Annotated in this window: 11 protein-coding genes; all 11 read right to left on the bottom strand. The window is 49.0% G+C overall.

Annotated features, from left to right (window positions below; genetic code table 11):
• Positions 1-2: 2 nt before the first annotated feature.
• Positions 3-3,146: a DNA translocase FtsK gene (locus tag WKT10_RS03730; RefSeq protein WP_337433778.1), complete on the bottom strand. Its 3,144-nt coding sequence runs from the start codon at positions 3,144-3,146 to the stop codon at positions 3-5.
• A 94-nt stretch (positions 3,147-3,240) separates the two neighbouring features.
• Positions 3,241-4,179: a dipeptidase gene (locus WKT10_RS03725; RefSeq protein WP_337433779.1), complete on the bottom strand. Its 939-nt coding sequence runs from the start codon at positions 4,177-4,179 to the stop codon at positions 3,241-3,243.
• Between the two features lie 57 nt (positions 4,180-4,236).
• Entirely contained in the window at positions 4,237-4,950 is a 714-nt protein-coding gene (locus WKT10_RS03720) for a ClpP family protease (protein ID WP_340275527.1), read from the bottom strand.
• Between the two features lie 113 nt (positions 4,951-5,063).
• Positions 5,064-6,728 (bottom strand): C40 family peptidase, encoded by a 1,665-nt coding sequence (locus WKT10_RS03715; protein WP_296036888.1) that lies wholly within the window; start codon positions 6,726-6,728, stop codon positions 5,064-5,066.
• Positions 6,729-6,839: 111 nt separating this feature from the next.
• Positions 6,840-7,637 (bottom strand): ABC transporter ATP-binding protein, encoded by a 798-nt coding sequence (locus tag WKT10_RS03710; RefSeq protein ID WP_317438372.1) that lies wholly within the window; start codon positions 7,635-7,637, stop codon positions 6,840-6,842.
• Complete coding sequence (locus WKT10_RS03705) at positions 7,637-8,554, bottom strand: ABC transporter permease (protein WP_066547892.1); 918 nt, start codon at positions 8,552-8,554, stop codon at positions 7,637-7,639. The genes WKT10_RS03710 and WKT10_RS03705 overlap by 1 nt, the downstream gene beginning before the upstream one ends.
• Positions 8,555-8,560: 6 nt before the next feature.
• Positions 8,561-9,577, bottom strand: coding sequence for an ABC transporter substrate-binding protein (locus WKT10_RS03700; RefSeq protein ID WP_066547890.1), 1,017 nt, complete (start codon positions 9,575-9,577; stop codon positions 8,561-8,563).
• 150 nt (positions 9,578-9,727) lie between these two features.
• The gene (locus WKT10_RS03695) at positions 9,728-11,128 is read right to left on the bottom strand and encodes a sensor histidine kinase (protein ID WP_066547888.1); all 1,401 of its coding nucleotides are present in this window, start codon (positions 11,126-11,128) and stop codon (positions 9,728-9,730) included.
• Positions 11,125-11,826 carry a response regulator transcription factor gene (locus WKT10_RS03690; protein ID WP_066547885.1) on the bottom strand — a complete coding sequence of 234 codons (702 nt, stop codon included), beginning with the start codon at positions 11,824-11,826 and terminating at the stop codon, positions 11,125-11,127. Before WKT10_RS03690 ends, WKT10_RS03695 begins: the two co-directional genes overlap by 4 nt.
• Positions 11,827-12,048: 222 nt before the next feature.
• Positions 12,049-13,227 (bottom strand): ABC transporter permease, encoded by a 1,179-nt coding sequence (locus tag WKT10_RS03685; protein WP_340275521.1) that lies wholly within the window; start codon positions 13,225-13,227, stop codon positions 12,049-12,051.
• A complete protein-coding gene (locus WKT10_RS03680) occupies positions 13,211-13,945 on the bottom strand; it encodes an ABC transporter ATP-binding protein (RefSeq protein ID WP_066550739.1) in 735 nt (244 codons plus the stop codon). The genes WKT10_RS03685 and WKT10_RS03680 overlap by 17 nt, the downstream gene beginning before the upstream one ends.
• Positions 13,946-13,960 lie beyond the last annotated feature (15 nt).

The following is a 13,960-nucleotide window of genomic DNA, read 5'->3' as shown; positions in this document are numbered from 1 at the left end:
TTTTAATACCCCTGTTCCATCATTTCCTCAAACTGTTCCGGACTCATAAGGATCTTTCTGGGTTTTGTGCCCTCCTCTTCGCCCACAACTCCTGCCTCTGCCAGCTGATCCATGATCCGGGCCGCGCGGTTAAATCCGATCTTAAAGGCCCGCTGGAGCATACCGATGGAAGCCTTGTCCTTTTCAATAATGAAGGCTCCGGCCTGTGCAAACAGTTCATCCCGGTCTGCCCCTGAGCTTCCTCCATCCATGGAAGGAGATGCAACTTTATTTACCACTTCCTGGCTGTACTCTGCCACCATACCCTGCTCGGTAAGAAATTCTACCACGCGGCTGACCTCCTCATCCGATACAAAAGCGCCCTGTACACGCTGGGGTTTTGGAAAACCTGCGGGATAAAAGAGCATATCGCCCTTTCCAAGGAGCTTTTCTGCACCGTTCATGTCGATAATCGTTCTGGAATCTACACCTGAGGACACGGAAAATGCAATTCTGGAAGGCACGTTTGCCTTGATCAGTCCGGTGATAACATTGACGGACGGTCTCTGGGTTGCAATTACCAGATGGATGCCTGCTGCACGGGCCAGCTGGGCCAGACGGCAGATGGAATCCTCCACCTCTCCCGGAGCCACCATCATAAGATCGGCCAGCTCGTCGATAATGATCACAATCTGGGGCAGCTTCTTTGGCTTTTTGTCATCATCGATATCATCTAATTTCGCAACCCGTTCATTGTAGCCCTTTAAATCCCGGACATTGCACTCGGCAAACTTCTTATACCGGTCTGTCATCTCAGCCACCGCCCAGTTTAACGCCCCGGATGCTTTCTTCGGATCGGTCACGACCGGGATCAGCAGATGGGGGATTCCGTTGTAGACGCTCAGCTCTACCACCTTGGGATCTACCATGATCAGCTTCACATCGGCCGGATCCGCCTTGTAAATAATACTCATGATCAATGTATTGATACAGACGGACTTACCGGATCCAGTAGCGCCTGCGATCAGAAGATGAGGCATCTTTGCGATATCCGTAACAACCACCTGACCGCCGATATCCTTTCCCACAGCAAAAGCCAGACGGGACTTGTGGCGGCGGAAGGCTTCGGATTCAAAGAGCTCACGCAGATAAACAATGTTATTTTCCTTATTAGGCACCTCGATCCCCACTGCGGATTTGCCGGGAATCGGAGCCTCGATCCGGATATCTGCCGCTGCAAGACTCAGCTTGATATCATCAGTCAAAGAAACGATCTTGCTGACCTTTACGCCCTGTTCCGGAAGGAGTTCATAACGGGTAACAGAAGGACCGCAGCTGATATTCGTCACAGTAACGCCTACACCGAAATTATGAAGGGTCTGCTGAAGCTTGATCGCTGTGGCCTTAAATTCATTTTCAGAAAAAGCGGCATTATGCACAGGCTTTTTCAGCAGATCCGTAGGAGGGAATACATATTCCTTTTTTTCCTCTATCTTTTTATGGATCTCCTGAGCCACCGAAACCTCTGCTGCCTGAACCTCTGCCGCCTCCCGTTTCTTTTCCAGTTTTTTCTGAAGAAGATCCGTTTCCGTTTCGATGATCTTTCCGGAGGCAGTGACAACACGTTTTGTGCCTTCCGGCTGATACAGAGTATCGGGAGCGGCCATCATAGACGGCTGTACCGCTTCGAATGGCTTTGGCGCAGAAGTGGGGCTGCTGTCTGGATCCGGATCCCAGGGAGAGGTTCCGTCACAGTCCGGCTCCTCTGAACCTTCATCCAGATGGATGGTTTCCTCTTCAGGTTCTGTATCCCAGGGAGCAATATGTACAGCCTTTTGCTCCGGCATTTCATCTCTCTCCTGCTTCTCCGGCTCCCTTGCCGGCGCGGGGGCAGATACGGGTTCCTGCCGGTAAACTGTTTCCTGTAATCCACTTATATCCTCTTCAAAGCTTACCGGTCTTGGAGCGCCTACACCCATATCCAGCTCATCCAGAGTTCTCCTGTCTCTCTGAACCCGGATCGTTTCATATATCGGCTCTTCTTCCTCTGCTCCCCCGCAGTCTCCCTGTTCTGTCCGGCTCTGAGGCGTCGGTTCATTTTTGCATTCTCTTCTGGCTTCGGATGTTTTCTCACGGTCTTCCAGCTCTCTGGCCAGACGTCCCGCTTCTCCTTCCGTCCTTTCCTGTCTAGCTCCCACAGTGCCTGCTGTGTCATAGTTTCTGGGAAGCTGGATCCTTCCGCGAAATTCATCTGCTGGAGACGCCTCATTTTCTGCAGGCTCACCCTTTCTTACAGGATCCGCTCCAAATTCCCGTTCAAATGCATCCTCTGCAAGGCCTTCTTCCTCATAAAATTCCTCTGTCCGATCCCCTCTTCCCCCCAGAGCAGTCGCCTCCAGATTCACACCGCGGACACGCTGCTCCTCCTTAAGAAGACGTCTTTCTTCTGCTCTCTGAGCATGGAGTTCTCTCCTGCGATCCATATCCTCCCTTGCATACTGATAGGCCCGGTCACTTCCCTGCTGTACAAAGGATACAAAGGATTTTCCCGTAATACATACCATACAGATGATAAGGAGCACCACCAGTACCAGATATGCTCCGGCCCGTCCCAGAAGGAAGCTCAAAAGGCCGGATAATGCTCCGCCGACCAGCCCGCCTCCTGCTCCATTCACAGAGGATACCGTATAATACTCCATCAGGGAAGCGCCCTCAGGCGCCTTTCCAAACATCAGCTGGAGCAGGCCGCAGAGCGTGAAAAACACTCCTATGACTGCAGCCAGTTTCACTGCTGCGTGGATATTCCCCTGATTGGACAGGTGAAAACAGGTTCCCACAAAAAGCATGATAGGCAGAAGATAGCCGATCATGCCAAAAAGTCCCAGCTGCACGCTGCGCAGCACATCTCCAAACACTCCGCATAAGCGGAAATTGCTTAAAAACAAAAGGATTGCCACAGCAAAAGAGCAGATGATGATCACTTCTGCTCTCATAAATCCCATATCCTCTTCTTCCTCATAAGCCGGGCGTCTTGGCCGGCTTTTATCTCTGGATGTGCTGCTCTGCCTCTTTGCAGTAGTTGTCCCCGTGTTCTTTTTTGTCGTACTTCCCTTGGGCCTCCCCGGTTTTCTGGCGCTGCCCTGCTGTTTCTTTACTGCATCAGACACAAATACAAGCCTCCCATTCCTCGTTCCTATATTAAGTCTTGACTTACATTACTTATAGTATACAAAAATTTAATGGGAATTGCAACGCAGTTTTTTACCGCATATAAGATTGGAAAAAACGGTACGCATTTTCAAAGCAGAATTTTTTCACAGCCCCTTCGGGAATCCCCCGCTCCGCAAGATATGTTCCAAAGGAAGCCGCTCCAAACGGCGAGCCAAGGGAAGGGTCGCAGGTGATCTGTCCGTCCAGATCTGTTCCCCAGGCGATACAGTCCTCTCCTCCCAGCTCCAGCATCCTGTATATATGGCGAAACAGCAGTTCGCGCTCCCCCTCTCCCTTCTGATCCGGAACAGAAAGGAAACGGGAATATAAATTGATGCCGCAGAGGCCGCCCCGGCGTACAAGCTCCACAAACTGATCCTCTCTTAAATTTCTTGGCACCTCACAGCAGGAACGCAGGTTGGAATGGGAGGCAACAAATGGCCTTTTCGTTATGTTCAAAAGATCCTCAAAGCCTGCATCGTTTAAATGGGAGCAATCCACAATGATTCCATTTTCTTCCATAAGCTTCACGGCCTCTTTTCCAAATCCCGTAAGCCCTCCGGTTCCGGCACAGCCGCTTCCCAGCTCATTTTCCCCATTCCAGGTAAGGGTCATCATCTTAATCTTCTTTTTGGCAAAATGGACAATCTTTTCCAGATCTCCTCCCAGGGCTGCTCCCCCTTCTATAGTCCGGATAAATACCCATTTTCCTTCCTCTACCCCTTTCTGCAGCTCAGAAGCGGAATATGCCAGGACTGCCCGTTCCGGGATCATTTCCACAAGCGTTTCCAGATAGGCCAGATGGCTGTCTGTAAATTCTACTGCCGCTCTTCCCCGAATGGAATCCGGTACCCAGACGGCCATACACTGGACAGCCGCCTCAAACCGTTCCTGATCCTGTATGGTAAACTGAGTGGTGCTGTTTAAAAAATTCTCCCCGCGTTTTTTCAATTCTTCAATGGTATCGCAGTGAAGGTCAAAATACTTCATGGCTGTTCCCCCTGTCTTATCTTATGTGTATATCATACGATACTTCTGCTCTTTCTTCTACTGTTTTGCGAGATTTTTTCTCTCGTCGATCATCTCATACAGTTTCGCTAATGCCTCCTTTATCCCGCCGACTGCATCGATCAGCCCCACGTCTACTGCCTCTTTTCCCACAAGAACGGTCCCTAGATCCCTGGTAAGCATCTCTGTATTGTGCATCAGGTCATGGAGCTTGTCATAGGCAATGGCGGAATGCTCCGATACAAAGGTTAAGATACGATCCTGTATCATCTGAAAATAGTCATAGGTCCGCTCAGTGCCGATCACCATGCCCGTCATGCGCACCGGATGAACCATCATGGTCCCTGAAGGTACAATGAAGGAATAGCAGGAGGATACGGCCAATGGTACGCCAATGGAATGGCTGCCTCCCAAAACCAGCGATACTACCGGAATGCTCATAGATGCGATCATCTCAGCGATGGCCAGTCCCGCATCCACGTCTCCTCCCGATGTATTTAAAAGAACCAGCATTCCGTCAATGCTGTCGTCATCTTCAATCTGGGCCAGTCTGGGAAGCACATGATCGTATCGGGTGCTTTTGGAAGAACCGGGGCTGTTTTCGTGTCCTTCCACCTCTCCTATAATAGAGAGCAGATGAATTTTTCTCTTTTTTTCATTTTCTTCCAGAGTCATCTGGCCATACTCTTTTAACCCCCTGTCCTCTTTTTCACGGATTTCCTGCTCTGTCTGCCGTTCTTCCTGTCTGTTCATATAAAAAAGACCATCCTTTCCAAATCGGGCCTTACCACAAAGGGATAGGGGATACCTTATATAAGGCACCCGGCCCATATTCTTTCAGGATAGTCTTTCCTTTTTTCTTTCTTTTAATCCAGCATGTTGCGGATTGCTACCGGAGAGCGGTAATTCCAGGTAGAAATCTTGATGCCGCTGCGCCTGCTTGCCGCATGAACCACCTGTCCGTTTCCAATATACAGAGCCACATGGTTGATACGGCCATTGCTGCCTGCATAGAATATCAGATCGCCCGGCTTCATATTTCCAGAAGTGACCTTCTTTCCCATTTTGGCCTGCGAGCCGGAATAGTGAGGAAGCGATACTCCGAATTTCTGCATTACCTTCATGGTAAAGCCGGAGCAGTCTACGCCGTTTGTCAGGCTGGTACCGCCCCAGACATAAGGATTTCCCACAAACTGAATCGCATAGTTCACTATCTGAGAGCGGCGTGAACCGGAGCCTGAGCTTCCTGAACCTCCGGAGCCGCTTTCAGCAGGTTTAAACTTAATAGCCTCATTGATCACATAACGGACTTCCACATTATTATCTCTTGTAGAAATATAGGCTCCGTCTGATACGCCCCCATCTTCTTCATCCACGGAATCAAGATCGATCTTCAGCCAGCCATCCGGCGTTTCAGGATCGTCGATCACAGGATATTTTTCATCCTTTACGATCTGGGTCCAGATCTTGGCGTCCGTACTGGGTTCTGTGCGGACGTTTAACACATCCGTACTGATCACCGCTTTCAGGGATGCGGTCTGAAGGGCAATATCCTTTGCCTCCCTGCCCGTAGCTGTGTACTGGGGATCAGAGGAAATATAACCTACGATAGGGCCGGATTTCACCTTATACCAGCCGTCCAGAGTTTCCAGGATCTCTCCTCCCGCCTTGCTGGTCATCTTTCCGATAATATTGGCATTTCCTTTATCCTCCGGTGAACTGCGCACATTCAGATAACCGTTCACCTTGGACATCACCAGATTTTCATACTGATTAATGGCCTTTGTTTTTTCATCCAGTTTGCGTCCTTCCTCCAGAGCATAGCTTACCTGGGCAAACTGATCGGAAATATATCCGTCCTTAATCTGGATCCATCCGTCCTCTTGGCTAAGCACCTCAAAACTTTCCCCGTCTGATACGGCTCCTATGACATTGTCGCTGGTGGAATCGTCCGGAGTTTCCCGCACCCGCAGTTTTTCGCCTTCTGTCTCCATAGTAATCACAGCTCTGAGCTTTACATATTTTTCCGCCAGATTTTTTGCCTCCTGGCCGGTTACAAGATACTGGCTGCTCACATAGCCCTCTAAACCTCCTGACTGTATCTTTGTCCATTCGCCCTCTGTTCCCAGAACCTCGCATCCGCCTCCGTCTGCGATAGTACCTAAAACCGTACCGTCTGTTCCCGGAGTCTCACGGATATTTACATAGCCCGACACCTGGATCAGACCCAGATTGGCAAAACGGCCCACAGCTTCCTCCACCTGCTGTTCCCACTGTGTCTCTTCATCGCTCTCTGCAGCCACAGCCGCTGCCGGGTCTGTCTGCGGCTCTCCCGTCTGGAGCTGCTCACCCACCGACCGAACCGCCATTTCCCCAGATTCCGGCTTTTTCATATATTTCACCGCAAAAATAATAGCTCCCACAGCCAGGACAGCTGCCAGGATCAGAATCCACAGCCTGGGATCCGGCTTCTGGCTGCGCTTCCTCCTAGCCTTATTCAGGCTGGATAAATAATCCTTATGCTCAAGCATATTTTAATCGTCTCCATCTCAAATTTGATTCCTGCTTTGCAGTGCAAAACAGCCTGTCCTTTTTATTATACCATAAAGGACAGGCTGGATGGGTGAATTTTTTATGAATTTTTAATTTGCCAGCATCATACGGTCATTTGCAAATTCTTTGCCGCTGGCCTCGGCAAATTTCTTTAACAGGTCATCCACCGTGAGGTTCTTTTTCTCCTCCCCCCTCACATCATAGATAATATGGCCGTCATTCATCATGATCAGGCGGTTGCCGATCTGGATGGCATCCTTCATATTATGAGTTACCATCAGGGCAGTCAGCCGCTGCTCCTCTACGATTTCACTGGTAAGCTCCAGAACCTTCTTCGCCGTCTGAGGATCCAGGGCAGCAGTGTGTTCATCCAGCAAAAGCAGCTTTGGCTTTTTTAAAGTTGCCATCAGAAGGGTTAAGGCCTGTCTCTGTCCGCCGGACAAAAGTCCCACCTTAGAGGTAAGGCGTTCCTCCAGCCCCAGTCCCAGCTTTAAGAGCAGATCCCGGTACAGCTTTCTTTCACTGCCTGTAATACCGGGCTTTAATGTGCGGCGCCCTCCTCTTCTTAAAGCCAGAGCCAGATTTTCCTCAATTCCCATAGTAGCCACGGTTCCATTCATGGGATCCTGGAATACACGGCCCAAAAAGGCGGCTCTTTTATATTCCGGAAGCTTTGTCACATCCCTTCCGTCTATCACGATCTTTCCCTCGTCCACAGGCCACACGCCTGCAATCGCATTCAGGGTCGTAGACTTTCCGGCGCCGTTTCCGCCGATGATCGTAACAAAATCTCCATCCTTTAAGGTGAGGTTCAAATCTTTCAAGGCCTGCTTTTCATTTACCGTGCCCCTGTTAAATGTTTTATTCACATGACAGATTTCCAGCATCAGCTCTTACCTCCCTTTGGCGCACTCTTAAAATATCTTCCCTTCCAGGTGGGGATCGCCAGGAAAACAGCTACCACAGCAGCGGAAAGAAGCTTCAGTAAATCCGTATCAACTCCCAGCCAGATCACAACCTGGAGCACCAGATAATATACAATAGAGCCCAAAGCCACACCCAGAAGGCGGAAGCCAAAGTTGTGGAAAACTTTTCCAAAAATCGCTTCTCCGATAATCACAGCGGCCAGTCCGATGACAATGGCTCCGCGGCCCATATTGATATCTGCAAAGCCCTGATACTGGGATAAAAGCGCGCCGGAAAGTGCGACCAGTCCATTGGAAACCATCAGCCCCAGCACACGGTTAAAATCGGTGTTGATCCCCTGTGCTCTTGCCATGCGGTCATTGCCGCCGGTGGCACGGATGGAACAGCCCAGCTCCGTGCCGAAAAACCAGTAAAGCAGACCGATCAGTACCAGGATCATCACAGACACCAGAAAAATGGTATTTTTAAACAGTGGTACATTGCGGATAAAACGCAGGGAAACCAGCAGGTCATACTTGTCTACATTGATGGCCTGGTTGGCTTTTCCCATAATTTTTAAGTTAATGGAATACAGGCCCAGCTGGGTCAGGATACCGGAAAGAATAGCCGGGATTCCCATAAAGGTATGAAGGATACCTGTGCAGAATCCTGCTGCCATCCCTGCCAGAGCGGCACATAAAAGAGCCACCCAGACATTCTGTCCGGCAAGCATCATCACGATGCAGACAGCGCCCCCCGTACAAAGGGAGCCGTCTACGGTCAGATCCGCAAAATCCAGGATGCGGAAGGTAAGGTATACGCCAATCGCCATTATGCCCCACACTAGTCCCTGGGCCACAGCGCCTGGAAGTGAATTAAATAAGCTCATAATACTCATGATCGGTTATTCCTCGATTGCTTCATAATCATCCGGCACGGCAACTCCCAGTGCATCGCAGATGTTTTTGTTGTACTTCTTTGTAAACTGAGGCGCATACTCGATGGGCATCTCAGATACATTGGCTTCGCCGGAAAGGATCTTTGCAGCCATCTTTCCGGTTGCCGTACCCAGATCATAGTAGCTGATGGATAAGGTGGCAACGCCGCAGCCCGCGCAGATGCCCTCCTCGCCAGCTACCACGGGAACGCCTGCCGGCTGGCAGATATTATTGATGATCTCTGTGTTGGAAGCAACGGTATTATCCGTAGGAACATAGATCACATCGCTTGCAGAAGCTGCATTAGTAGCAATGGTGGATAAATCATTGGAATCGGAAAATGCATAATACTCACATGTATAACCCAGCTCTTCCAGAGCCAGCTTTACCGTATCTACCTGGTACTGAGAGTTAGGCTCTGCAGAGCAGTAGAGCAGACCTACATTTTTCTTATCCGGGAACAGCTCTTTGATCATGGCCGCCTGCTCGTCCAGAGGAGCCAGATCCGATGTTCCGGAAATATTTCCTCCTACGGTTCCGTTAAAATCGGAAATTCCCAGGGCCACACCGTATTCTGTTACAGAAGTTCCCAGCACAGGAATCTCGTTGGTGCCTGCCTGAGCGGCCTGAAGAGATGCGGTTGCATTTGCCAGGATCAGATCCACACCCTCTGATACAAAGCTGTTGATGATCGTGGAACAGGTGTTGGAATCACCCTGGGCATTCTGCTCATCAAACTCCACACCGTCTTCTCCAAAGGTCTCCACCAGAGCATCCTTAAAGCCCTGAGTCGCCGCATCCAGGGCAACGTGCTGTACCAGCTGGCAGATACCTACCTGGTATACCTCCTTACCCCCCTCTGCTTCCTTTGAAGTGTCCGCAGCAGCTGCCGTTGTTTCATTTGTGCCTGATCCACATCCTGTTACAGCCGCAGCCATCGCTCCGGCCAGTACGAAGGAAAAAATTTTTGCCGTCTTTTTCATAACATCGCTCCTCGTTTTTATCCAAAATTTCGTCCGTTTCTTTCGAACTTTTTTTATCATACTACAAAAAAAAGGGCGCGTCAATTTTATTGCTTTAAATTTTTGTGTTTTTAACGCATTGGCGCTTTTATGTATCAAAGTATAGCCCAATTATTCCCATTTCAATGGAATTGTAACCGTAAATTCCGTTCCCTTTTCCAGCTGAGAAGCCACATGGATAGAACCGTGATAAAAATTTACGATATGCTTTACGATTGAAAGTCCCAGTCCCGTACCTCCCTGTTTCCGGCTGCGTCCCTTATCCACCCGGTAAAAACGTTCAAAAATACGGTCCAGGCTTTCCTCCGGTATCCCCACGCCATTATCCCGGACACGGATCACCATCTGTCCGTCCTGTTCTCTGATCGTCACCCAAACCTGTCCTCCCGGATGATTATACTTAACCGCATTTCCGACCAGATTTGTAAGAAGCTCCTTCATCTGCTGCACATTGGCCTTTATGCACAGCGGCTGGCAATCTATATGGATAAAGACCTGGCTCTGGGCGGCTGCGGGCTTTAAGCTTTCTGCGATCTCCTCCAAAAGAGGGCTGATCCGCACATCGGAAAGCACCACCTGGGCATCCTTTGCCTCCAGCCGGGAAATCATCAGAATATCCCCGATCAGCCCTGCCATATTGGAAGCCTCCTTTTTGATCCGCCGGATAAAATCCAGCTTCATGGCTTCATCCTGGATCATCCCGCTCTCCATCAGCTCTGCGTAACCCTGGATCGAGGTAATAGGAGTTTTAAGCTCATGGGAGGCATTGCTGAAAAACTCCTGACGGATCTGCTTTTCTTTCTCTATACGGTTCAAATAATCTTTTACATTATTTGACATTTCCATGGTCGTCTCTGCGATCACATTCAGCTCCTGATACGGACAGGGCGAAAAATGGAGCTCCCCGTTTCCTCCCTTCACCTTCTGAAGCTCCGAAACAATATCCTGCAAGGGTCTTGTAACGGAATCCACAAACCGCCTGGTAAATACAAATGCACAGGCTAAAGCGGCAAGAAAGCTCACAAGGGCAGCCGGCAGCAGCATGGGCAGATATTCGCTGAATCCTGAGTAGGGAACGGAAATGCGAAGGATCATATCTGATCTGTGTGACTGGAAGGCAACGTAAAGAAAATGCTTTCCCATGGTTTTAGAATACCGCTTTGCATATCCCATTCCATTCAGCAGAGCCTCTTTTACCTCTTTGCGGCTTAAATGATTATCCAGATCTTCCGTAGAAGTATCTGTGTCAGATACAACCGTGCCATCTAAATGGATCAGTGTAACCCGCGTATCATCCGCGCCTGTAAACTCCTCCATACGCTCGATCTGGACAGCCAGATACGATTCATCCTCATAATCGAGCAGACGGTCAATCATTTCTATAGTATAGGTCATATCCTCTCTGGCCATCTTTAAGATCATATGACTGCTGATAAGATAAAAGATGACGCTGTTAATACACAGCGCCGCCAGAAGTACCAGTATAAATTTTTTCAGAATAGCCCTTCTCATCGATCCTCCTCCTTTGTCTCCGAGCGCACCAGGCGGTAGCCAACGCCACGGACGGTCTTGATGCAGCTTCCGCCCTCTTCTCCCAGCTTCTGGCGCAGGGTACGGATGTGCATATCCAGTGTCCTTGTCTCTCCGTCATACTCATAGCCCCAGATCTGATTTAAAAGTTCATCCCTGGTTACTACTCTGGCCTGATTCTCCAAAAGATAACATAAAAGCTCAAACTCCTTTAAAGTAAGCTCGCAGACACGGCCGCTGCTGGAAGCCTCTCTTGTCTTTTTATTGATACTGATCCCCTGATAGGACAGTATATCCTTTTTTTCTTCCCGCCTTACCCTGCGCAGGAGACTGCGGATCCGGGCAGAAAGCTCCAGAACGCCAAAGGGCTTTACCATATAATCATCTGCTCCGCAGTCCAGCCCCACTACTTTATCCAGCTCCTTTTCCTTTGCTGTCAAAAGCATGATCGGAAGGCCGCTTATCCCCTCGGTCTGACGGATCTGCCGGATGGCCGTCACCCCGTCCATTCCCGGGAGCATCCAGTCGAAGATCGCCATGGACGGGCATTCCTGCCGGATACGCTCCAGCCCTTCTTCTGCTGTTTCAAACCCCTCTGCCTCAAAGCCAAACCCCTCCAGTGCGATCTTTAACAGATTTCTGATATTTTCGTCATCCTCTATGATGTAAATTTTTTCCATAAATGCTGATTCCTGCCCTTTCCCTGTTATTAAATTTACATATTATGCTTTTTAAAGCCTCATGTAAACAGCATACCAAACAGAAGTAAAATCCGAACCAATGAAATGTAAAATCTGCGTAAATTTTCATATATCATCCTATTCAGTTTATACTACGTCAAAAAAGATGTCAATGAAAAATCCCCATCGCACCATATACGGCAGATGGGGAATGTAAACTCCTTATTCACTTCGCAGCGCATCAATCGGATTTAAATTAGCCGCACGGCTGGCTGGCATATAACCAAAAAGCAGGCCGATCCCCACGGATACGCTAAATGAAATTACAATGGCAGAAAATGTAGGTGTAGCCGAAATGCCAATGGCTGCCCCTACTACTGCAGTAGCCCCGCAGCCAATGAGAATTCCGATCACTCCGCCCAGAGAACTGGTAACTGCCGCTTCGATCACAAACTGCTGCATAATGGTTCCCTTGTCCGCCCCAAGAGATTTTCGGATTCCAATTTCCCTTGTCCGCTCAGTCACAGACACCAGCATGATGTTCATAACGCCCACTCCGGCTACCAGAAGGGAAATCCCGGCGATTCCTCCCAGCATACCGCTCATCATGGCAATCTGTCCGTTCAGGGAATCCAGCATTTCACTCATGGCAGATACCCTATAGTAATCATCATCCTTAAAAATCTCAAAAAGGAAATTCTCAATGAGCGTCTTTGCCTCATCCGCATCATCCGTATCTGCCACTGTAAAGGTGTAGCTGTTAATATTAGCGCTTCTCGCCAGACTAATGGAAGCCGTATATGGAAGCCATACAAAATCATCCGTGCCTCCGTCGCTCATATCGTCCTCATCCTGAATTTCTGCTATGCCCACTACCTTATAGGCATAGCCCCCTACCTTCAGCGTATCCCCAAGAGCCTTTTCAGCACTGCCAAACAGCTCCTGGGCCACATACGCTCCGATCACGCAGACCTTCTGACGGGAAAGAATATCCGAATAGGTGATATTTCTTCCCTGCTGCAGCTCATAGTCCTTAATCTCCAGATACTGCTCGCTGCGTCCTGCCACACTGGTAGAAGTCATGGAATCATTTCCCTTTTTTATCGTCGTGGAAATGGTCACGTTGGGGCTTAAAGCCTCAAATACGTCTGTGTGCTCTTCAAAAAATCCATACATTTCATCTGGACTTACAGTTCGGGATGTCAGATTGGTTACGTTTACATTGATCTGGTTCACTCCCATGCTGGCAAAATTTTCTACGATCATCCCCATGTATCCATTTACCAGGCTTACGAGAATGATCACCGCAGCCACACCGATAATAATCCCCAGCATGGTAAGAAAAGAACGCATCTTATTGCCCCATATGCTTTTAAGAGCCAGTTTAAAGGATTGCAGCATAATCTTTTACATCTCCGTCAAAAATTTTATGCCCGTCTGCAATGCGGATCACCCGCTTTGCCTCCACAGCAATGGAATTGTCATGGGTAATCATAACAATGGTATTTCCCTCCTCATTGATCTGCTTTAAAAAATTAAGCACATCACGGCTGGTTTTGGAGTCCAGCGCTCCTGTGGGTTCATCAGCCAGGATCAGGGATGGATTTCCTGCCAGCGCCCTGGCAATAGATACCCTCTGCTGCTGGCCTCCTGAAAGCTGATTAGGCATATTTTTCCATTTTTCCGCAAGCCCCACCTTTTCAAGGGAAGCCATGGCCCGTTTTTTTCGTTCCTCTGCTCCTGTTCCCGCATAAAGAAGAGGAAGCTCTACGTTTTCCAGAAGATTAAGTTTGGGAAGGAGATTATACTGCTGGAAGATAAAACCGATCATACGGTTGCGGATCCTGGCCAGCTGCTTATCTCCCATTTTACTTACATCCTCACCGCCCAGATAATACTCTCCTGTGGTCGGCACGTCCAGAGCGCCGATAATATTCATCAGAGTGGATTTTCCGCTTCCTGATTTTCCTACAATAGCCACAAATTCACCCTTTTGGATAGAAATATTTACATCGTCATTCGCTCTGACTTCTTCTCCTCCCATATTGTAAATCTTTGAAATATGCTTCAACTCGATCAGTGGATGTGTTTCCTCTGACAGCCGTTCATTTACGTTCATAAGCTTTTTCACCCT

This window comes from Enterocloster sp. HCN-30185 (assembly GCF_037890305.1).
Taxonomy (GTDB): domain Bacteria; phylum Bacillota; class Clostridia; order Lachnospirales; family Lachnospiraceae; genus Enterocloster.
The sequence above is the reverse complement of the archived record's forward strand: the minus strand, read 5'-3'. Positions and strand labels throughout refer to the sequence as shown.

What these genes read in the sequence shown, in the direction of transcription:
- WKT10_RS03725 (WP_337433779.1), bottom strand. Translation starts at nt 4,179, where the DNA reads ATGAAGTATTTTGACCTTCACTGCGATACCATTGAAGAATTGAAAAAA.
- WKT10_RS03720 (WP_340275527.1), bottom strand. Translation starts at nt 4,950, where the DNA reads ATGAACAGACAGGAAGAACGGCAGACAGAGCAGGAAATCCGTGAAAAA.
- WKT10_RS03715 (WP_296036888.1), bottom strand. Translation starts at nt 6,728, where the DNA reads ATGCTTGAGCATAAGGATTATTTATCCAGCCTGAATAAGGCTAGGAGG.
- WKT10_RS03710 (WP_317438372.1), bottom strand. Translation starts at nt 7,637, where the DNA reads ATGCTGGAAATCTGTCATGTGAATAAAACATTTAACAGGGGCACGGTA.
- WKT10_RS03705 (WP_066547892.1), bottom strand. Translation starts at nt 8,554, where the DNA reads ATGAGTATTATGAGCTTATTTAATTCACTTCCAGGCGCTGTGGCCCAG.
- WKT10_RS03700 (WP_066547890.1), bottom strand. Translation starts at nt 9,577, where the DNA reads ATGAAAAAGACGGCAAAAATTTTTTCCTTCGTACTGGCCGGAGCGATG.
- WKT10_RS03695 (WP_066547888.1), bottom strand. Translation starts at nt 11,128, where the DNA reads ATGAGAAGGGCTATTCTGAAAAAATTTATACTGGTACTTCTGGCGGCG.
- WKT10_RS03690 (WP_066547885.1), bottom strand. Translation starts at nt 11,826, where the DNA reads ATGGAAAAAATTTACATCATAGAGGATGACGAAAATATCAGAAATCTG.
- WKT10_RS03685 (WP_340275521.1), bottom strand. Translation starts at nt 13,227, where the DNA reads ATGCTGCAATCCTTTAAACTGGCTCTTAAAAGCATATGGGGCAATAAG.
- WKT10_RS03680 (WP_066550739.1), bottom strand. Translation starts at nt 13,945, where the DNA reads ATGAACGTAAATGAACGGCTGTCAGAGGAAACACATCCACTGATCGAG.